This window comes from Oceanospirillum sediminis, from assembly GCF_014164585.1.
Lineage (GTDB): Bacteria > Pseudomonadota > Gammaproteobacteria > Pseudomonadales > Halomonadaceae > Oceanospirillum > Oceanospirillum sediminis.
The window spans coordinates 1-19,695 of record NZ_JACJFM010000021.1; the positions used below are offsets into that span (position 1 = coordinate 1).

16 protein-coding genes are annotated in these 19,695 nt (G+C 48.5%); 9 read left to right on the plus strand and 7 right to left on the minus strand.

Features of this window, described 5'->3' with window-relative positions; translation table 11 throughout:
• The first annotated feature begins 353 nt into the window (after window positions 1-353).
• The 9 genes from glyA (at window position 354) to H4O21_RS15075 (ending at window position 7,649) form a co-directional block, all read left to right on the plus strand.
• Window positions 354-1,610: a serine hydroxymethyltransferase gene (gene glyA, locus H4O21_RS15035; protein WP_182809698.1), complete on the plus strand. Its 1,257-nt coding sequence runs from the start codon at window positions 354-356 to the stop codon at window positions 1,608-1,610.
• 154 nt (window positions 1,611-1,764) lie between these two features.
• Window positions 1,765-2,256 carry a transcriptional regulator NrdR gene (gene nrdR / locus H4O21_RS15040; protein WP_182809699.1) on the plus strand — a complete coding sequence of 164 codons (492 nt, stop codon included), beginning with the start codon at window positions 1,765-1,767 and terminating at the stop codon, window positions 2,254-2,256.
• A 29-nt stretch (window positions 2,257-2,285) separates the two neighbouring features.
• Window positions 2,286-3,416, plus strand: a complete 1,131-nt coding sequence (gene ribD, locus H4O21_RS15045) for a bifunctional diaminohydroxyphosphoribosylaminopyrimidine deaminase/5-amino-6-(5-phosphoribosylamino)uracil reductase RibD (protein ID WP_182809700.1) — start codon at window positions 2,286-2,288, stop codon at window positions 3,414-3,416.
• A complete protein-coding gene (locus tag H4O21_RS15050; protein WP_182809701.1) occupies window positions 3,416-4,078 on the plus strand; it encodes a riboflavin synthase in 663 nt (220 codons plus the stop codon). Before ribD ends, H4O21_RS15050 begins: the two co-directional genes overlap by 1 nt.
• 17 nt (window positions 4,079-4,095) lie before the next feature.
• Entirely contained in the window at window positions 4,096-5,214 is a 1,119-nt protein-coding gene (ribBA, locus tag H4O21_RS15055; protein ID WP_182809702.1) for a bifunctional 3,4-dihydroxy-2-butanone-4-phosphate synthase/GTP cyclohydrolase II, read from the plus strand.
• A 19-nt stretch (window positions 5,215-5,233) separates the two neighbouring features.
• On the plus strand, window positions 5,234-5,701 hold the full coding sequence (gene ribH / locus H4O21_RS15060; RefSeq protein ID WP_182809703.1) for a 6,7-dimethyl-8-ribityllumazine synthase: 468 nt from the start codon (window positions 5,234-5,236) through the stop codon (window positions 5,699-5,701).
• 12 nt (window positions 5,702-5,713) lie between these two features.
• A complete protein-coding gene (gene nusB, locus H4O21_RS15065) occupies window positions 5,714-6,211 on the plus strand; it encodes a transcription antitermination factor NusB (protein ID WP_182809704.1) in 498 nt (165 codons plus the stop codon).
• Between the two features lie 4 nt (window positions 6,212-6,215).
• On the plus strand, window positions 6,216-7,172 hold the full coding sequence (thiL, locus tag H4O21_RS15070; protein ID WP_182809705.1) for a thiamine-phosphate kinase: 957 nt from the start codon (window positions 6,216-6,218) through the stop codon (window positions 7,170-7,172).
• Window positions 7,173-7,649: a phosphatidylglycerophosphatase A family protein gene (locus H4O21_RS15075; RefSeq protein WP_182809706.1), complete on the plus strand. Its 477-nt coding sequence runs from the start codon at window positions 7,173-7,175 to the stop codon at window positions 7,647-7,649. It abuts the gene before it with no gap.
• 66 nt (window positions 7,650-7,715) lie between these two features.
• Here H4O21_RS15075 and H4O21_RS15080 read toward each other — a convergent pair whose 3' ends face one another.
• The 7 genes from H4O21_RS15080 to H4O21_RS15110 form a co-directional block, all read right to left on the minus strand.
• Complete coding sequence (locus H4O21_RS15080) at window positions 7,716-8,378, minus strand: TetR/AcrR family transcriptional regulator (RefSeq protein WP_182809707.1); 663 nt, start codon at window positions 8,376-8,378, stop codon at window positions 7,716-7,718.
• Window positions 8,379-8,603: 225 nt separating this feature from the next.
• A complete protein-coding gene (locus tag H4O21_RS15085; RefSeq protein ID WP_182809708.1) occupies window positions 8,604-10,025 on the minus strand; it encodes an FAD-dependent oxidoreductase in 1,422 nt (473 codons plus the stop codon).
• Between the two features lie 47 nt (window positions 10,026-10,072).
• The gene (gene gltB, locus H4O21_RS15090; RefSeq protein ID WP_182809709.1) at window positions 10,073-14,530 is read right to left on the minus strand and encodes a glutamate synthase large subunit; all 4,458 of its coding nucleotides are present in this window, start codon (window positions 14,528-14,530) and stop codon (window positions 10,073-10,075) included.
• A 282-nt stretch (window positions 14,531-14,812) separates the two neighbouring features.
• Window positions 14,813-16,501, minus strand: coding sequence for an AAA family ATPase (locus H4O21_RS15095; protein WP_182809710.1), 1,689 nt, complete (start codon window positions 16,499-16,501; stop codon window positions 14,813-14,815).
• A gap of 135 nt (window positions 16,502-16,636) precedes the next feature.
• Window positions 16,637-17,740: a 3-dehydroquinate synthase gene (gene aroB, locus H4O21_RS15100; RefSeq protein WP_182809711.1), complete on the minus strand. Its 1,104-nt coding sequence runs from the start codon at window positions 17,738-17,740 to the stop codon at window positions 16,637-16,639.
• Between the two features lie 8 nt (window positions 17,741-17,748).
• Complete coding sequence (gene aroK / locus H4O21_RS15105; RefSeq protein WP_182809712.1) at window positions 17,749-18,270, minus strand: shikimate kinase AroK; 522 nt, start codon at window positions 18,268-18,270, stop codon at window positions 17,749-17,751.
• 23 nt (window positions 18,271-18,293) lie between these two features.
• Complete coding sequence (locus H4O21_RS15110; protein WP_182809713.1) at window positions 18,294-19,514, minus strand: type IV pilus secretin PilQ; 1,221 nt, start codon at window positions 19,512-19,514, stop codon at window positions 18,294-18,296.
• Window positions 19,515-19,695: the final 181 nt, after the last annotated feature.

Consider the following 19,695-nt stretch of genomic DNA (forward strand, 5'->3'; position numbering starts at 1 on the left):
GGGCCTCCCCATGTGAGAGTAGGACATCATCAAGCTTTAAATTAAGAACCCCGGTCTCTATGACCGGGGTTTTTTCGTTGTATGAAGAAAAAGCGAATCAGGGCAATGATAAACAGAAGTTTAGTTTGTTGAATTTAACACTCTCAGATTGTGATTGATTTTAAATGGCAGCTAACTGTATGAGCTTTAAAGAAGCTGAATAACAGTTCTTCCTGTTATATGAATCTTTTCAACGTAAAAATCGATTCTTTTCAAGTGAACCTTGTTCATAAGTGCGTTAGAATCCGCGTTTCCAGTTTTTGAGCGGGTTCTGATACCCGAGAAACTCAACTTTTGCAGGTTAGAGGTAGACGATGTTTACACGTGATATGACTATCGCTGGTTACGATGAAGAACTGTGGGCTGCTATGCAGGCAGAAGAAGTTCGTCAGGAAGAGCATATTGAACTGATTGCTTCTGAAAACTACACAAGTCCTCGTGTAATGCAGGCCCAGGGCTCTGGCCTGACCAACAAGTACGCTGAAGGTTATCCGGGTAAGCGCTACTATGGTGGTTGTGAGCATGTTGATGTTGTTGAAGATCTGGCTATTGATCGTGCGAAAGAGCTGTTTGGTGCAACTTACGCAAATGTTCAGCCTCACTCTGGTTCTCAGGCTAATGCGGCTGTTTACATGGCTCTGTGTAAGCCCGGTGATACTGTTCTGGGTATGAGTCTGGCACACGGTGGCCACCTGACTCATGGTGCAACTGTTTCTTTCTCTGGCCGCATTTACAATGCTGTTCAGTATGGTCTGAATCCGGAAACTGGTGAGATTGATTACGCAGAAGTTGAGCGTCTGGCAGAAGAGCACAAGCCAAAAATGATTGTGGCAGGTTTCTCTGCTTATTCTCGTGTTGTTGATTGGCAGCGTTTCCGCGATATCGCAGACAAAGTAGGGGCTTTCCTGTTTGTTGATATGGCCCATGTTGCAGGCCTGGTTGCTGCAGGTGTTTACCCATCTCCAATTAGTGTTGCTGATGTTGTTACGACAACGACTCACAAAACGCTGGGTGGTCCACGTGGTGGTCTGATCCTGTCTGCCCGTGCTGATGAAGAATTACAGAAGAAACTGAACTTCGCAGTATTCCCTGAGTCTCAGGGCGGTCCTCTGATGCATATCATCGCAGCAAAAGCAGTGTGCTTTAAAGAAGCGATGGAGCCAGAATGGAAAGAGTATCAGGCTCAGGTTGTGAAGAACGCACAGGCAATGGCTGATACATTCAAAGCCCGTGGTATCAAGATTGTTTCTGATGGTACTGATGATCACCTGTTCCTGGTTGATCTGATTGATAAAGAGTTTACTGGTAAAGATGCTGATGCAGCTCTGGGCCGTGCTAATATCACTGTAAATAAAAACTCTGTACCTAATGACCCGCGTTCACCTTTTGTCACTTCTGGCCTGCGTATTGGTACTCCGGCAGTGACTCGTCGTGGTTTCAAAGAGGCTGAAGTAGCGGAACTGACAAACTGGATCTGTGATGTCCTGGATGATATCAATAATGAAGATGTTATCTCGACAGTGAAGGAAAAAGTGAAGGCTATCTGTAAACAGTTCCCTGTTTACGCCTGATACTGATTTTATCTTCAGATAAGCCCGGCTTTTGCCGGGCTTATCTGTTTCTGCGGTAGTAAAAGCAGGCGGTGAACAGGTAAAATAAGTGTATAACCGATCAGTTTATACTGGCGGAGACGTTCTGAATTTATTCTTGATTAAAGAGTCTTGTATGTACTGTCCATTTTGTGGAGCACAGGAAACAAAGGTTACTGACTCACGACTGGTTGCTGACGGGGATCAGGTTCGTCGTCGCCGTGAATGTCTGGGTTGCGGAGAGCGTTTTACAACGTACGAAACAGCTGAGCTGGTTATGCCTAAAATTGTGAAGCATGATGGGAAGCGTGAGGTTTTTGATGAATCTAAGCTTCGTGCAGGCATGCAGCGAGCACTTGAAAAAAGACCTGTCAGTACAGAGTCTTTTGAAGCGGCACTGGAACGCATTCGTCAGCGTCTGAGGGCGCGGGGTGACAGAGAAGTTCCTTCCCGGCTGATTGGGGAAGAAGTGATGGCTCAGCTTCGATTACTGGATCAGGTTGCGTATATCCGTTTTGCTTCTGTTTACCGCAGCTTTCAGGATCTGGATGAATTCCGGGCAGAAATTGATCGTTTGGCACAGGATCCTCCTTTTCTTAAAGGGGAGCATCTTCCTAAAGATTCATAATTAAGCGTTTAATTCAGGACCTCTTCTGCATGCAATCAGATCAGTACTATATGTCTATGGCTATTCGTCTGGCCAGAAAAGGGCAGTATTCTACATTTCCTAACCCCAGAGTGGGCTGTGTTCTGGTGAGGGATAATGAAATCCTGAGCTCCGGCTGGCATGAAAGAGCAGGTGAAGGGCATGCAGAAGTCAATGCTCTTTCAACGCTGCCTGATAGTATCTGTGCAGAAGGCGCTACGGCGTATGTTACGCTTGAACCCTGTTCCCATCAGGGTAAAACCCCTCCCTGTGCCGATGCGTTGATCAATGCCGGAGTTAAACGTGTTGTTATTGGCATGCAGGATCCAAATCCGCTTGTTTCAGGTAACGGTATTCAGAAACTACGGGATGCCGGTGTTGAAATAACCTGTGATGTACTACGGGATGAAGCCTATGCTCTTAACCCTGGATTTATCTATCGGATGGCGTATAACCGACCTTTTATCCGCTGTAAAATGGCGATGAGCCTGGATGGTCGTACTGCGATGCAGTCCGGAGAAAGCCAGTGGATTACCGGACCTGCTGCCCGTACTCAGGTTCAGAGAATAAGGGCGGCAAGCTCAGCAATTGTTACCGGAGTCAGTTCAGTTATTTATGACAACTGCTCATTAACTGTGAGAGCTGATCAGCTGAACCTGGAGAATGCCAGCGTGATTGCTGAGCGTCAGCCGATGCGTGTTGTTCTGGATTCTCAGTTAAGAATTCCACTGAATGCTAAAATTCTCAGACAGCCCGGTGAAACCGTAGTCGTTTTCTGTCAGGCAGATCCGGATAAACTGACTGAACTGAGGCATATGGGAGTGACCACTGTTCGCTTGCCTTCTGACAGCATGGGGCGAGTTGCTTTGTCATCACTGATGGAGTACCTGAGCGACAGAGACTGTAATGAGGTGTTGCTGGAAACAGGAGCTACTCTGGCAGGTGCTTTTGCTGAAGCAGGTCTGATTGACGAATTTGTTCTGTTTATGGCTCCTGTTTTATTAGGACACAGCGCCCGTGGATTACTGAATCTTCCCGGAGTCCGGAACATGGCTGATAAGATGTCGCTGGAGATCAGAGATTGTCGTACAGTGGGAGATGATCTGATGTTAACAGCCCGCTTTAAAGGAAATACGGAATAATGTTTACCGGAATCATAGAAGCGGTTGGTACAATTGAATCGCTGCAGCCTGCTGGTGGTGACTATAAGGTCAGAGTGAATACCGGTGAGCTGGATCTGACAGATGTTAAGCTTGGCGACAGTATTGCAGTTAATGGTGTTTGCCTGACGGTTACTGAGCTTAATGCACGAGGCTTTCAGGCTGATGTTTCTCTGGAAACAGTACGCCACACCTGCTTTGCTGAATATCGCCCAGGAAGACAGGTTAATCTTGAAAAGGCCATGATGCTATCCTCCCGCTTTGGTGGACATATCGTCAGCGGGCACGTTGATGGAGTTGGCAAAATTGTTGAGCGATGTGATGATGCCCGTTCAGTCCGCTTTCGTATACAGGCTCCTGCTGGCCTGCTGAAATATATTGCGGACAAGGGGTCTGTTACAGTAGACGGAACCAGTCTGACGGTGAATGGACTGGAGGGCGATATTTTTGAATTGAACATTGTGCCTCATACTCTGGCTGAGACGGTACTGGAAGGTTACAGTGCGGGACAGAAACTTCATCTGGAAGTTGATCTTATTGCCCGTTATCTGGAACGTTTATTAGGTGCTTCAGAGGATAACACTTCCTCTTCTTCGGGTATGAGTGTTGAATTTTTAGCCCAACACGGTTTTTACCGGGGCTGATGAAAAAGAGATGTCTGATGCAGTTAAACACAGTTGAAGAATTACTGGACGATATCCGTCAGGGAAAGATGGTCATCCTGATGGATGATGAGGATCGTGAGAACGAAGGTGATCTGGTCATTGCCGCAGAGATGGTCCGGGCTGAGGATATTAACTTTATGGCCACTCATGCCAGAGGATTGATTTGTCTGACCCTGACCCGAGAACGTTGTGAGCAGCTGAAGCTTCCTCTCATGGTTCAGAGTAATGGCGCTCAGTTCTCGACTAATTTTACGTTGTCTATTGAAGCTGCAGAAGGTGTGACAACAGGTATTTCAGCAGCAGATCGTGCCCATACTGTGCGTACTGCTGTCAGAGAAAGTGCCAAATCTGAAGATATTGTACAGCCCGGACATATTTTTCCTCTGATGGCTCAGCCAGGTGGTGTGCTGAGTCGTGCCGGGCATACCGAAGCTGGTTGCGATCTGGCCCGTATGGCGGGGTTTGAAGCGGCAGGCGTGATTGTTGAAATCATGAATGAAGACGGCACTATGGCCCGTCGCCCTGACCTGGAAAAGTTTGCTGAAAAGCATAATCTGAAAATTGGCACTATTGCTGATCTCATTCATTACCGCACCGCCAATGAACATACTGTTGAGCGCGATCAGCAGGGCGTGATGAGTACTGAGTACGGTGACTTCAAATATGTCACCTACCGGGATGATATTCAGAACTGTACTCATCTGGCGATGAGTCTGGGGGATATTAAGGAAGATGAGCCTACTCTGGTCCGGGTACATAACCGGGCAGAGGTTCTGCGTGATGTTGTCGGTGCTCTTCCTGCCGATGGCGGTATGAAGTGGACGATGCGCAAAGCGCTGGAAAAGGTTGCGCAAGAAGGAAGAGGCGTCGTTCTGTTGCTGGATACCGGTGACCGTATTGATATGAGTGACTCTGTTGAGCTGATGCTGAATCAACGACAGCAGTCCAAAGTTAATGTGAGTTATTCTGGTGCTTATCTGACGGTTGGAACCGGCTCTCAGATTCTGCGTGATCTGGGCGTTGGCAAAATGCGCTTGCTGAGTTCTCCAATGAAATTTAATGCTATCTCCGGGTTTGATCTGGAGATTGAAGAATATATCCCCTGCGAAGAATAATGGAACAGGATCTGATTTCATGACTGTACAATCTTTTGAAGGCAATTTTGTTAATTGCAATGCTAAATACGCGATCGTAGTCGGCCGTTTTAACAGCTTTGTTGTTGAACATCTGGTTGAGGGTGCGATTGATACTCTGCGTCGCCACGGGGTTGAGGAAGATAATATCAGTGTGATTCGCGCCCCGGGTGCATGGGAATTGCCGCTGGTTGTTAAGAGAGTGATTGAGAAACAGCAGCCGGATGCGGTCATTACTCTGGGGGCAGTGATTCGTGGTGGAACCCCTCACTTTGAATACGTGGCCGGGGAATGTACAAAAGGTCTGGGCCAGCTATCCTTACAAACAGGTGTTGTGATCACTAACGGTGTCCTGACTGTTGACACCATTGAGCAGGCAATTGAGCGCTCCGGTACTAAGGCTGGTAATAAAGGCTCTGAAGCCGCCCTGAGTGCTCTGGAAATGGTCAGCTTATTTAATAACTTTTAATCCGGAAAAATAATGTCTCAAGGTAAAAAATCCAGTAGAACAGCCGCTCGACGTGCTGCTCGCCAGTTAACGTTACAGGGATTGTATCAGTGGCAGATGACAGGTGCGGCTCTGCAACAGGTTGAGTTACAGATTCGTTCTGCGCAGGCGGATGATAATCTGGAGTCCCATGAAGATATCAGTGCAGCTGTTGAGATTGCTGATCTGACATACTTTAATGAATTGCTGCATGGTATTCCAAAGTGTAAGAATGAGCTGGATGAACAGTTTGCACCTTTACTGGATCGCAGAGTGGATGAGCTTGATCCGGTTGAGTTAGCTATTCTGCGTATCGGGACATATGAGCTGAGTAAGCGTATTGATGTTCCATATCGTGTCGTAATTAATGAAGCTATTGAGCTGGCTAAGCGCTTTGGGGCGACAGAAAGTCATAAATATGTGAATGGCATTCTGGATAAACTGGCACCGAGATTACGTGCCGCTGAAGCTTCGGTTCGTAATAAAGGCTGATTCTGTGAGTGAATTTGAACTGATCCGCCGTTATTTCTGCTCAGAGATATTGCAGCCTGAACGCCGGGATGTCTGTCTGGGTATTGGTGATGACTGTGCGTTGATCTCTGTACCTGAAGGGAAGCAGCTGGTTGTATCTGTGGACACATCTGTTGCCGGAGTTCATTTTCCGGAAGATGCTGACCCCTATGATATTGGCTGGCGTGCTCTGGCGGTCAGTTTGAGTGATCTTGCTGCTATGGGAGCTAAGCCTGCCTGGTTTACGCTTGCCCTGACTCTCCCTGAGGGAAAGGGGGAATGGCTGGAATCTTTTTCTCAGGGAATTTCGGATCTTGCGCGACGTTTTGGTATTGCTCTGGTTGGAGGGGATACCACCCGTGGTGCACTTTCGGTCACGGTGCAGGTTCAGGGATATGTTTCTCCCGGAGCGGCCTGGAAGCGCAGTGGAGCTAAGCCCGGAGATCTGATTTACGTGTCAGGGCCTCTTGGTGAAGCTGCCGGTGGTCTTGAGGTTGTACTGAACCCGGAACTGGATCTTCCTGAGTATCAAAGTCTTAAGCAGGCCTATCTGCGGCCTGAGCCTCGTTTTGACCTGCTGTCTTCTTTGTCAGGCCGGGTTCGTGCTGCTATTGATATATCGGATGGCTTTCTGGCTGACCTGAATCATGTCCTTAAAGCCAGTGGTGTTGGGGCAGTGCTGGATCCGGGCAGAATACCCATTTCTTCGTCGTTGAAATCCTTGTTCGGTGAAGATAGGGCTTTCGAAATGGCTATTAGTGGGGGAGATGATTATCAGCTCTGCTTTATGATCTCTCCTAAAAGGCGCCTGGAACTGGAAGTATGCGCTGATCAGTGTCACCTCCAGTTGTACCCGGTTGGTGTTATCACCAGCACGCCTGGTATCGAAGGGCTGAATCATTTTAATTCAGCCGGATTTGACCACTTTGGCAGGAATAACTGAATGAACAGAGTACCTGCCAGTGTCTGGAAAAAGCCCGTTCACTTTCTGGCTTTTGGGTTAGGCAGTGGAGCTTCCCCCTGGGCACCGGGAACCGCAGGCACAGCAGCAGCCATTATTCCTTATCTGTTATGGTTTCAGCACTGGTCTGTTTTCGCATTTGTTACTTTGCTGGTTGTTAGCTTTCTGGTCGGAGTATGGCTGTGCGAAAAGACATCAGAAGACCTCGGTGTTCATGATCATTCCGGTATTGTCTGGGATGAATTCGTAGGTTACTGGCTGACGATGTTTATGGCTCCTGCCGGTTGGGAATGGGCGCTGGCAGGCTTTGCCCTGTTTCGTTTCTTTGACGTGCTGAAGCCCTGGCCTGTGAAATGGGCTGACCGTCGGGTGGCTGGCGGTTTTGGTATTATGGTTGATGATGTACTGGCAGGGGTCTATTCATGGATCTGCCTGCAGATTCTGATTCGTCTCTGGTAATTCTTTTTGAGTGATAGAAAACAGGCAAAAAGTCAGTTCTCTTTGCCTGTTGGGGTCTTATTCTTTTCAGGCCTGTCCACGCTTTAAACAGCCCTGTTCCAGCAAAATACACTGGTGCTCCGCCATTTTTTGCCAGAATTCCTTATCTGGCCTGATATCCAGGGTAGCTTCCAGATTAGGTTCCATCAGAAAAGGCATATTCATCAGACTGATAATGCTGATATGGAGCATTTTGGTGTCCATGTCCGGGTTTATAACCCCTTTTTCCTGCATCTTCATCAGCATTTTTTCCATCGGTTCTGCTTTTTCACGCATATGTTGATGAATAAAATTTTCTTCCAGTGGACCATTTTCGAACAGCATACATTTTAGTATGACAACAACAAATCCAGGATACTCTGTCATCAGAGCATAATACTGTCTGAAAAATTCAGAAAAGGTTTCTGGTGGGTTTTCTACTCCTTGTCGGGTCATCTGGCGCAGAGGTTCAAATGTCTCAACAAACATAGCCTGAAATAATCCTTCTTTATTACCGAAATAATAATGGATCATCGCCATAGTTGAGTTTGCTCTGGCAGCAATTTCCCGGGTTGTAATCTGTTGATAATTCTTTTCAATAAAACAGGCGCGGGCTGCTGAGATCAGGTTTTCCCTTACATTTCGTGCGCTTCTGGTGGTAGGCCGTCCGCGCTTCTTCTTACTTTTTTCCGGTGTAAATTGAGCGTTCATAGCAGTGCTTCATTTTTAATCGATTGATTAAAAGGAGGGTAGAGTATTTAGACTAAAAAGCAAACTGCTAAAAATCGGTCGATACCGTTCAATTGATTAATTTAATATTTATCTTATTGAGTTAAAAGAAAAAAACGATTTGTAAGGAGTTGTAAGGATGAGATACAAAAAAGCCGCATAGCATCAGGCTACGCGGCTTTTCGGACAGGCTGGTATCAGTCGGAATTACACATCCAGGTAATCCATAATACCTTCCGCAGCCTTACGCCCCTCGTCAATGGCTGTCACAACCAGATCGGAACCACGAACCATATCACCACCGGCAAAGATCTTTTCATTGCTGGTCTGGTATGGGTAGCGTGACTCAGCTGGTGCGATCACACGGCCACCGTCATCTGTATTGATTTTGCAGCGATCAAACCACTCGGCAGGACTTGGACGGAAACCAAACGCGATCAGTACTGCGTCAGCCGGTACGATCTCTTCAGAACCGGCCACAACCTCTGGACGACGACGGCCATTAGCATCCGGTTCACCCATACGGGTCGTTACCAGCTTGATGCCTTCAACCTTGTCCTCACCGACAATAGCCACAGGCTGACGGTTAAACAGGAACTGTACGCCTTCTTCTTTTGCGTTCACAACTTCACGCTTGGAACCCGGCATATTGGCTTCGTCACGACGATAGGCACAGATTACAGACTCAGCGTTCTGACGGATAGAGGTACGGTTACAGTCCATTGCGGTGTCACCACCGCCCAGAACGATTACGCGCTTACCTTCCATGCTGGTGTAGTCTTCCGGTGATTTCTCGTAACCCAGACAGTGGTTTACGTTAGAGATCAGGAAGTCCAGTGCCGCATGAACACCCGGCAGATCTTCACCAGGAATACCGCCAGTCATATAGGTATAAGTACCCATGCCCATAAATACTGCATCGTAGTCGCTCAGCAGCTGATCGATGGTGATATCGGTGCCCACTTCGGTATTCAACCGGAATTCCACACCCATGTCGGAGAAGACTTCGCGGCGGCGGGACATCACGTGTTTTTCCAGTTTGAACTCAGGAATACCGAAGGTCAGCAGACCACCGATCTCCGGGTTCTTATCAAAGACCACAGGCTTAACACCGTTACGGACCAGGATATCCGCACAGGCCAGACCGGCAGGACCGGCGCCAATGATGGCGACTTTCTTGTCGGTCCAGACTACTTTGGACATATCCGGACGCCAGCCCATAGCAAAAGCGGTATCAGTGATGTACTTCTCAACCGAACCGATGGTTACCGCGCCAAAGCCACCTTCACCCAGTGTACAGGAGCCTTCACACAAACGATCCTGAGGGCAGACACGGCCACACACTTCTGGCAGTGAATTGGTGCTGTGACACAGCTCAACCGCTTCCATGATGTTGCCTTCGGTGGCCAGTTTGAGCCAGTTTGGAATGTAGTTATGTACCGGGCAGCGCCATTCACAATATGGATTACCACAAGCCAGACAGCGATGTGCCTGATTTGATGCTTCATCCGCTTTAAACGGTGCGTAGATCTCTTTAAATTCGTTCTTACGCACGTCCGCCGGTGTTTTTTGTGGGTCTTTACGACCCACTTCAACAAATTGAAAATCGTTACCTAAACGTTCAGCCATAGCAGCCTCACCTCATATAAAAGCTAATCACTAATCTGCGTGTTGAATTACTCTGAGCGCTGGCGTGTACTGTCCAGCAGGCTGCTCAGGCTGGCCGCTTTTGGTTTCACCAGCCAGAAGTGACGATAGTAGTCAGAGAAATTGGTCAGCAGTTCCTGCCCCCAATCACTACCGGTTTCTTCAACAAACTCAGCGATAACGCTACGCAGATGGTTACGATAAGCTTCCATCGGCTCGGAGCTGATACGGTGAATATCGACCAGCTCATGGTTGTATTTATCAACAAAGGTACGGTCCAGGTCCAGCACGTAGGCGAAGCCACCGGTCATACCAGCACCGAAGTTATAACCGGTTTCACCCAGTACAGTCACCATACCGCCTGTCATATACTCACAGCAGTGGTCACCAGCGCCTTCGATCACGGCATGACAGCCGGAGTTACGCACACCAAAGCGCTCACCTGCCTGGCCTGCTGCAAACAGCTTGCCGCCCGTTGCACCATATAAACAGGTATTACCGATGATAGATGTTTCATTCGAGTTAAATGGGCTGCCTGAAGGTGGGCGAAGAACGATCTTACCGCCGTTCATCCCTTTACCCACGTAATCGTTGGCATCGCCTTCGATATAGAGGTTAAGGCCCTTGGCGTTCCAGACTCCAAAACTCTGTCCGGCTACACCGGTCAGTTTCAGGGTCAGAGGGTTCTCGCTCATGCCCTGATCACCCCAGCGCTTGGCGATCTCACCCGAGAGACGAGCACCGATAGAGCGGTCACAGTTGGTAACGTTAAAGGCAAACTCACCGCCTTTGCCACTATCAATAGCGGCGTGTGTTTCTGCAACCATACGTTCAGCCAGCTCACCTTTATCGAAAGGTTCGTTACGAGCCACCTGACAGGTATTCGGCGCATCAGCGGGTACAAAGTTGTTATTCAGCAGATCAGTCAGATCCAGCTTCTGGATCTTAGCTGGTGCTTGATCATCAGAGATCGCTTCCAACAGATCAGTACGGCCAACCAGATCTTCAAAAGTGCGTACCCCCATCTCTGCCATGATCTCGCGTACTTCCTGCGCGACAAAGCGGAAGTAGTTTTTCACCATTTCCACAGTACCGATAAAGTACTCTTCACGCAGTTTTTCGTTCTGAGTGGCAACACCTGTCGCACAGTTGTTCAGGTGACAGATACGCAGATATTTACAACCCAGAGCAACCATAGGGATGGTACCGAAGCCAAAGCTCTCTGCACCCAGAATCGCCGCTTTAATCACATCCAGACCGGTTTTAAGGCCACCGTCTGTCTGCAAACGTACTTTGTCACGCAGATTGTTGATGCGCAGTGCCTGATGCACTTCCGGCAGACCCAGTTCCCATGGAGAACCCGCATGCTTAATGGAGGTCAGAGGGCTGGCTGCAGTACCTCCGTCGTAACCAGAAACGGTGATCAGATCGGCATAGGCTTTAGCCACGCCAGTTGCGATGGTGCCGATACCTGGCTCAGATACCAGTTTCACTGAGATCAGAGCGTCTGGGTTTACCTGTTTCAGGTCGAAAATCAGCTGCGCCAGATCCTCAATGGAGTAGATATCGTGGTGCGGTGGTGGTGAAATCAGAGTTACACCTGGCACTGAGTGACGCAGACGTGCAATCAGTGCGTTCACTTTACCGCCTGGCAACTGACCACCTTCACCGGGTTTTGCACCCTGGGCGACCTTAATCTGCAGCACTTCCGCATTCACCAGGTAATGTGGTGTGACGCCAAAACGACCGGATGCAATCTGCTTGATCTTAGAGTTTTTCAGCGTACCGAAACGCGCCGCATCCTCACCGCCCTCACCGGAGTTAGAGCGACCGCCCAGCTCATTCATCGCCTGAGCCAGTGCTTCGTGGGCTTCCGGAGACAGAGCACCCAGAGACATAGCCGCCGAGTCGAAGCGACGCAGAATGGATTCCGCCGGCTCAACTTCACTCAGAGCAATAGGGTTAGACGCTTGCTTCACTTTCAACAGGTCACGAATGGTGGCTGCTGGACGTTCATTAACCAGTCTGGAGAAACGTTGGAAAGCTTCATAGCTCCCCGTTTGTACGGCTTCCTGAACGGCACGTACCACATCTGGGTTGTAAGCATGATACTCACCACCGTGCACGTATTTCAGCAGGCCACCCTGTTCTATTTTCTTACGTGGTTTCCATGCGGTTTCCGCCAGCAGCTCCTGCTGCATCTGGAAGTCGCTGAACTCCGCACCCTTAATACGGGATGCCACACCTTTGAAACACAGGTCACAGACTTCTTCTGACAGACCCACCGCTTCAAACAGCTGGGCACCACGGTAAGAGGCAATTGTGGAGATACCCATCTTAGACAGGATCTTCATCAGGCCCTTCTGGATACCCTTGCGATAGTTCTCACGGATCTCAGCCGGATCACCCAGCAGTTCACCAGTGCGCTGCAGATCAGCCAGTACGTTATAACTCAGGTACGGATAGATCGCGGTAGCACCAAAGCCGAACATAACGGCCATCTGGTGAGAATCACGGGCCAGGCCAGATTCGATAATCAGGTTCGCATTACAACGCAGGCCTTTAGTACTCAGGTGGTGATGCACTGCACCAGTTGCCATAGTCGCATCAACGGGCAGTAAACCTTGCTCAATATGGCGATCGGTCAGAATGATGATCACTTTGCCGGAACGCACGGCTTCTTCTGCCTGTTCACAGACATTTGCCAGCGCTTGTTTCAGGCCGGTATCTTGAGGGTTGTATTGCAGTTCAATTTTGTGCGCTGGGAAGCCTTTGTCCTCCAGCAGTGTCAGCGTCTTGAATTTACGCGGCGACAGTACAGGAGTGGTCAGTACGACACGGTTGGCGTGGTCGACACTGTCTTCAAAGACATTCAGCTCGGTACCCAGGCAGGTTTCCAGCGACATCACGATCGCTTCACGCAGAGGATCAATCGGTGGGTTGGTCACCTGGGCAAATTTTTGACGGAAGTAATCGGTCGTCAGGCGGTTCTTACGGGACAATACCGCCATAGGGGTGTCGTCACCCATAGAGCCAACCGCTTCCTGGCCACTTTCAGCCAATGGGCGCAGCACCTGGTCACGCTCTTCAAAGCTGACCTGGAACATCTTCATATGCGCCTGCAGTGCTTCCGGAGCGATCGGGGTAAATTTAGGGCCTTGCAGCTCACCCAGCGTCGACTCAAGGAAGGTTGCCTTCTCACGCATCCACTGTTTGTAGGGATGTGCTGATTTCAGGCGGTTATCAATATCTTCGCGGTGCATTACTTCACCGGTTTCAGTATCGACAACCAGCATATGGCCTGGTGCAACACGGCCTTTCGCGACAACGTCCTCTGGCTTGTAGTCGTATACACCAATCTCGGAAGCCAGGGTGATATAACCATTTTTGGTGATCACCCAGCGTGCAGGACGCAGACCGTTACGGTCCAGCATACACACGGCATGACGACCATCGGTCAGCACCAGACCGGCAGGACCATCCCATGGTTCCATATGCATGGAGCTGTACTCGTAGAAAGCACGCAGATCGGCATCCATCGTGTCGTTGTTCTGCCACGCAGGCGGAATCATCAGACGCACGGCTTTAAACAGATCCATACCGCCGGTCAGCAGTACTTCCAGCATGTTGTCCATACTAGAGGAGTCAGAACCAGTGGTATTCACAACCTGATCCAGTTCATCCAGATTCAGCAGGTCGTTATTAAAGTTGCTCTTACGGGCGTTGGCCCAGTTACGGTTCGCTTCAATGGTGTTAATTTCACCATTGTGTGCCAGGTAACGGAAAGGCTGTGCCAAAGGCCACTTTGGCGCGGTATTAGTAGAGAAACGCTGGTGGAAAACACAGATTGCGGTTTCCAGACGTTCGTCGCTCAGGTCCTGGTAGAACTTTGGCAGATCTGCCGGCATTACCAGGCCTTTGTAAGAAATAACCTGAGAAGACAGACTCGCGACGTAGAAATCCGTGTCTTCTTTCAGTGCCATCTCTGTTTTTCGGCGTGCAAGGAACAGTTTTACTGCCAGCTGTTGTTGATTCATACCATCAGCATTGACAAAAACCTGCTCAAATTGTGGCAGACAATCCAGCGCCATAGGACCGCAAACGTCGGTATTGATAGGAACCGGACGCCAGCCGACAACCGTCAGGCCTTGTGTAGAAAGTTCCGCATTCATTGTTGTGCGGGCTTTCTCGGCTTTTGCGCTATCCTGTGACAGAAATACCATACCTACACCAAAGTTGTCAGAAAGCTCAGCGGCAAACTGCTCCTTTGCTATGGTACGAAGGAAGGTATCTGGTTTTTTCAGCAGCAAACCACAGCCATCACCCGTCTTGCCATCAGCCGCGATACCACCGCGGTGAGTCATGCAGGTCAGAGCTTCGATCGCTGTCTGTAACAAGTTATGACTTGCATCGCCATTCATGTGTGCGATCAGGCCAAAACCACAGTTATCTCTGAATTCATCAGGATGATACAGACCAGTTCTCATAAAGCTAACTCTCGCTAGTACAAAATCGTTGTTATGGCCTCTGAAGCTTCGTTTTTATTTTTCTTTGTCGATACGCTTTTTCCCGTCCTGACAGGGCTTTCTTATGAGGCAAAGGGAGAGAGATTCTACACAGGAGTGTGTGGAATCTCAAACACAGTAACATTGTGTGAAAGTAATCGGTTTAGTCAAATAGACTAAAGGATTAGTTTTAATCGGAGGATTTTCTGGAAAAGGCGCTGGTTTCAGATAAAAAGCAGCGCCGTGCAGATTTGTGGCTAGTGGTTATTTCTTCCTTATGTCAGCCTGTACGCTGGCGATACTTCGAGCCCAGGGTTTGCGTGCCTGAAGCTCAGCTGCAAGCTTTGGAATACTGGCAATAGCAGAATCTCTGTCCTGGTATTCACCATAAATAACGACAAACCATGGCTTGCCTTTGTAAACCGTTTCAAAATAACGCACATTCTTTTTACTGTTCAGGCCTCCAATAAATTTAATGGCATTATTTTCAATCTGGGTACCCAGCAGCTGTAATGTGTACTGGTTTTTATTCAGCTTCAGCAGAGCATCTTCCTGTTTATAGGGACTGTTACTTTTGCTGGTGGTTGTAGCCGAAGCCGGTTTCTCAGGTTCTGATTCTGCTACGACAACAGATTTTTGCTCAGCTGGTTCCGGTTTGGCTTCAACTGGTTTAGCGGATGTGGGCTCTGGTATGTTTGCTGAAGCAGTAGAAGAGGTATTGACTGACTCCAGCAGACTGGCATCAGCCTGACGTTTTTCTTCTTCTGTCCGATCATCTTCCTGAGGGAATACAGGCTTAATAATCGTAATAGCTTCACCATCTTCAGTCTCTTGTAATGACTCTGCTTCTGCCAGCGTTTCATCCGCAGGTCGGTCAAGACGATTCAGGTCAGTTAAGGGGGTATTCTCTGCGACTTCCGCAGGGGCTTCCTGACCGGCGTTAATCAGATCATCCTGGTACAGAAAAGCTATAATTAGCAGTGCGGAGACCACTGACAGGGCAGCCAGGTGCCAGACTGGAATACGGGCAGGTGAGGATGCCTTCTTTTTGGCCGATTTCCTTTTCTTGGTCTTCGGCTCTGCAGCCAGCCCCTCTGGCTCATCGTCAATATCTGCTGTTGACAGAGGGATCTCAAAGTCTGGTGCTGCAGTCTGAGAGTAAGCTGTAGAAGCCGTCTGAGCGGTAATACCTGCAACCTTTTTCAGCGAATCCGGGTCGCTTAATGCCAGATTCGCCATGCGGTTAATCTGACCCGGTACTCCGCCCCCTGAGCGTAAAATATCGGTTTTCTGATCGTCGCTCAGCATACCTGCTACATTGGCTGCTTCTAAGCGGTAATCCAGATAGTTACGTGCTTCACTGGTATTCATCGGCTCAAGTGCCAGATGATGGCCAATAGCTATGAATCTGTCTTTCAGACGTGAACTGTTTAAGGTATCCAGCAGTTGATTTTCACCGAGCATCAGTACGTGGGGGCGACATAATTCATCATCATCAGATAGAAGAATAAGTAATAGCTCCAGTGTTTCGCTGCTAAGCTTCTGTGCATCGTCAATAACAATCAGACAGGCCTGGCCCTCTCTGTGCATCAGGGCAAAAGAATCTTTCAGGCGCGTCAGATACTGATTCAGATCAGCCCCGGTAGGCAACCCCAGATTCAGCACTGAACTGAGCACACCCAGAAAAGCCTGTGGCTGGGTTACAGTATCGGTATTCAGATCACAGATCTGAACACCAGAGTCCAGTCCATCCAGAATCCGGCGTTTTACCAGTGTTTTCCCCGCACCCTGGGGGCCGGTGATAGTGAGCATTAAATTACTGTACCGACACAGATGTGTAATCAGTTCAATGACCTGGTGCTGCTGCTGAGCAGGAAAGAACAGTGATTCTTCAATCACGCCATCAGTGACGGAGGGGGTGATTGGCGAAAAGGAGAAATTGTCTCCGCTCATGTCAGAATCCTTACTATTACTGTTATTTCCGAACATAGATTTTTAAGTCCACTATCAGAACGGCAAAATGGGGTTAAAGTCTGCACAGAATACACGATGATAGGCGGTTCTGTTCCCTTCTGGAAGACTTTAATATCATTTTTGACCGAGATTTTTCCCTGCTTCCAGGCAAGCATGAAGATGCATTTCAGAGAAATCACTGGTTACCACAGCCTGGCCAATTGTTTTCAGTAAAACGAGCCTTAGATTACCATCCAGCACTTTTTTATCGACCAGCATATGATCAATAAAGCATTGTGCACTCATCTGTGCAGGAGGCTCTGCAGGGAGGTTGGCGTGGGCCAGTATTTGTCTGACTCTTGAACAGTCTTCTTTACTTAGCCAGCCTTCTCTCCATGACAAATCTGCAGCCATTAACATCCCTGTGCCCACCGCCTCACCATGAAGCCAGTTGCCGTAGCCCTGTTCGGTTTCTATCGCATGACCAAAGGTATGACCAAGGTTGAGTGTGGCGCGTACGCCATGTTCTTTTTCATCCTCAGCGACAACATCGGCTTTATTCTGACATGAACGGAAAATGGCTTCTGTCAGTAATTCGTCGTCCATCGCCATCAGGCCTGAAATATTGTCTTCAAGCCATATGAAAAAGTCCGGATCCCGGATCAGGCCATACTTGATCACTTCTGCCAGCCCTGCTGATAATTCTCTGGCCGGCAAGGTTTTCAGTACACGGGTATCAGCCAGTACAACCTGAGGCTGCCAGAATGCACCGATCATATTTTTACCAAGAGGATGATTTACACCTGTCTTTCCTCCCACAGAGGAATCAACCTGCGACAATAGTGTGGTAGGAATCTGAATGAAATTAACACCACGCTGGTAACTGGCCGCAGCAAAGCCGGTAATATCACCGATGACTCCACCTCCGAGTGCTATCAGAGTGCACGTACGATTAAACCGGTTTTCCAGCAATGCATCAAAAATGAGATTTACCTGGGCCAGGGTCTTATGTTCTTCTCCATCAGGAAGAATGACATTGGCGACCTGGTACTGCTCTGTGGATAATAATGTTCTCTTCAGGGTGTCCAGATACAGAGGGGCCACGGTTGTATTGGTGACAATCATTACCTGGTGACCGTGAATATGTGGTGTCAGTAATCCTGGCTGGGAGAGCAACTCAGCTCCGATGTGTATCGGGTAACTGCGGTCACCAAGGTCAACATTCAGTATCTGGTTCATTATAGGGCTCACAAGTTTTTAAGCTTTTTAATAATCGTTTTGACAACCGCTTTGGGCGTTTGCTTGTCTGTACGTATAATCAGATCTGCGCTGCTTTCGTACAGGGGGTGTCTGACTTCAAAAAGAGACTCAAGAATAGCGCGAGGGTTATCGTTCTGAAGCAGGGGACGGTTTTTGTCTTTCGCTGTTCGCTGAAGCTGTTGTTCAACGGAAGTATGCAAATAGACAACCGTACTAAGCTGGCCAATGACATCACGATTCTCTTTTCGGGTAATCGCTCCGCCTCCTGTGGCGATAAGCACTGGCTCTTCTGACTGTAATAGTTCGTCGATGACCTGGATTTCCCGTTGTCTGAAGCCTTCTTCTCCTTCAACATCAAAAATCCAGGGAATATTGGTGCCACAACGAGCTTCAATCTCCCGGTCAGAGTCAAAAAAGATCATTCCCAGTTCAGCAGCCAGCAGGCGGCCTATGGTACTTTTGCCTGCGCCCATTGGGCCGACCAGAACAATATTATGGTTATAATACATGTAGTTACGTGATGAAATTCATATCAGTTCGGGCTGGAAAGTGTGCTTTCGATCAGCCGGGGCGTAATAAAGACCAGTAATTCTACTTTTTCCTGAGACTTTTCGGAATGTCTGAACAGATTTCCCAGCAAGGGTAAGTCGCCCAGTACCGGCACACTGAAATTCTGATAGAAGGATGACGAACTGTAAATACCGCCTAATACAATAGTCTGCCCGTCCCGTATGACAACCTGAGTTTCCAGACCATTGGTATCGATGGAAGGTACTCCGGAGAATTCCTGACTGCCAGGGTTATCCTGATTTATTCTGAGATCCATAATGATACGATGGTCCGGGGTAATCTGAGGTGTGACTTCCAGCAATAGTAGCGCATCTTTAAATGCGGTTTTAGTGCCTCCGGATGAAGACTCCTCCTGATAAGCAATTTGTTTGCCTGACTTTATAAGGGCTTTTTTCTTATTGGTCGCAATAATTTTAGGTTGTGAAATAATTTCGCTCTTACCTTCACTGGCCAGTGCTGCCAGCTCCAGATCAACCAGAATATCTGAACTGGTGTAACCGAGGGCCAGACGGCCTGCAATCGGGCTGTAGTTCATATAGCCTGACCCCTTAACTCCCAGATCAACACTTAAGGGACCATTGGCCAGTTTCAGACTGCTGCTATCCGGATGAGCATTGCTGATGCCGCCCCAGCGGATACCCAGCTCATCACTGATATTGGTGCGTGAAGTAACAACCCTTGCCTCTATCAGTACCTGCTGAACCGGCCTGTCCAGTATACTGACCAGTTCCCGTACTTCCTGTAAAACGGCAGGCGTATCTTTAATCATCAGTGTATTGGTTCTGTTATCTGATCGCACCTGTCCTCTGTCTGAGAGAATTGATGTTTGCTGATCCGATGCGCGAAGCAGAGTAGCCAGGTCAGAGGCTTTAGCATAATGAATATCTATATACTCAGATTGCAGTGCTTCTAGTTTCTCCCGTTCTGCTTTGTGTTTCAGTTCGGAATGTTCCTGCCTGATAATTTCTTCTTCCAGAGTGATTAGAAGGATATTGCCATCTTTCTGATAAGTCAGAGACTGGCTCTGTAATATCAGAGCAAGTGCCTTTTTCCAGCTGACTTGCTCCAGGTACAGTGTAATGTGGCCTTTGACCTGATCACTGATAACCAGATTCAGGCCGGTATTTTCTGTGACCAGGCGTATGGCTGCCCGTATATCTACTTTCTGAAAGTTAAGCGTCAATGTCCTGTCCGGAATATTGATCAAGGAGTTAGAGGTGTCTGAGTGGGATAAAACTGGACTTTTCGAAACCTCAGCGACTGCTGCATAGGAGAGGATACTGACTGAAGTCGCCATAATCATCAGGCAGGCTACAGCGAAACATTTCAATACTGTGAGAGAGTTATCTATGTATTGCGTATAG

Bases quoted from the DNA above. Each gene is read 5' to 3' on its own strand.
- gltB (WP_182809709.1), bottom strand. From the start codon at position 14,530: ATGAGAACTGGTCTGTATCATCCTGATGAATTCAGAGATAACTGTGGT.
- aroB (WP_182809711.1), bottom strand. From the start codon at position 17,740: ATGAACCAGATACTGAATGTTGACCTTGGTGACCGCAGTTACCCGATA.
- ribH (WP_182809703.1), top strand. From the start codon at position 5,234: ATGACTGTACAATCTTTTGAAGGCAATTTTGTTAATTGCAATGCTAAA.
- nusB (WP_182809704.1), top strand. From the start codon at position 5,714: ATGTCTCAAGGTAAAAAATCCAGTAGAACAGCCGCTCGACGTGCTGCT.
- H4O21_RS15095 (WP_182809710.1), bottom strand. From the start codon at position 16,501: ATGAGCGGAGACAATTTCTCCTTTTCGCCAATCACCCCCTCCGTCACT.
- nrdR (WP_182809699.1), top strand. From the start codon at position 1,765: ATGTACTGTCCATTTTGTGGAGCACAGGAAACAAAGGTTACTGACTCA.
- aroK (WP_182809712.1), bottom strand. From the start codon at position 18,270: ATGTATTATAACCATAATATTGTTCTGGTCGGCCCAATGGGCGCAGGC.
- H4O21_RS15080 (WP_182809707.1), bottom strand. From the start codon at position 8,378: ATGAACGCTCAATTTACACCGGAAAAAAGTAAGAAGAAGCGCGGACGG.
- H4O21_RS15050 (WP_182809701.1), top strand. From the start codon at position 3,416: ATGTTTACCGGAATCATAGAAGCGGTTGGTACAATTGAATCGCTGCAG.
- glyA (WP_182809698.1), top strand. From the start codon at position 354: ATGTTTACACGTGATATGACTATCGCTGGTTACGATGAAGAACTGTGG.
- H4O21_RS15075 (WP_182809706.1), top strand. From the start codon at position 7,173: ATGAACAGAGTACCTGCCAGTGTCTGGAAAAAGCCCGTTCACTTTCTG.
- ribBA (WP_182809702.1), top strand. From the start codon at position 4,096: ATGCAGTTAAACACAGTTGAAGAATTACTGGACGATATCCGTCAGGGA.
- H4O21_RS15085 (WP_182809708.1), bottom strand. From the start codon at position 10,025: ATGGCTGAACGTTTAGGTAACGATTTTCAATTTGTTGAAGTGGGTCGT.
- ribD (WP_182809700.1), top strand. From the start codon at position 2,286: ATGCAATCAGATCAGTACTATATGTCTATGGCTATTCGTCTGGCCAGA.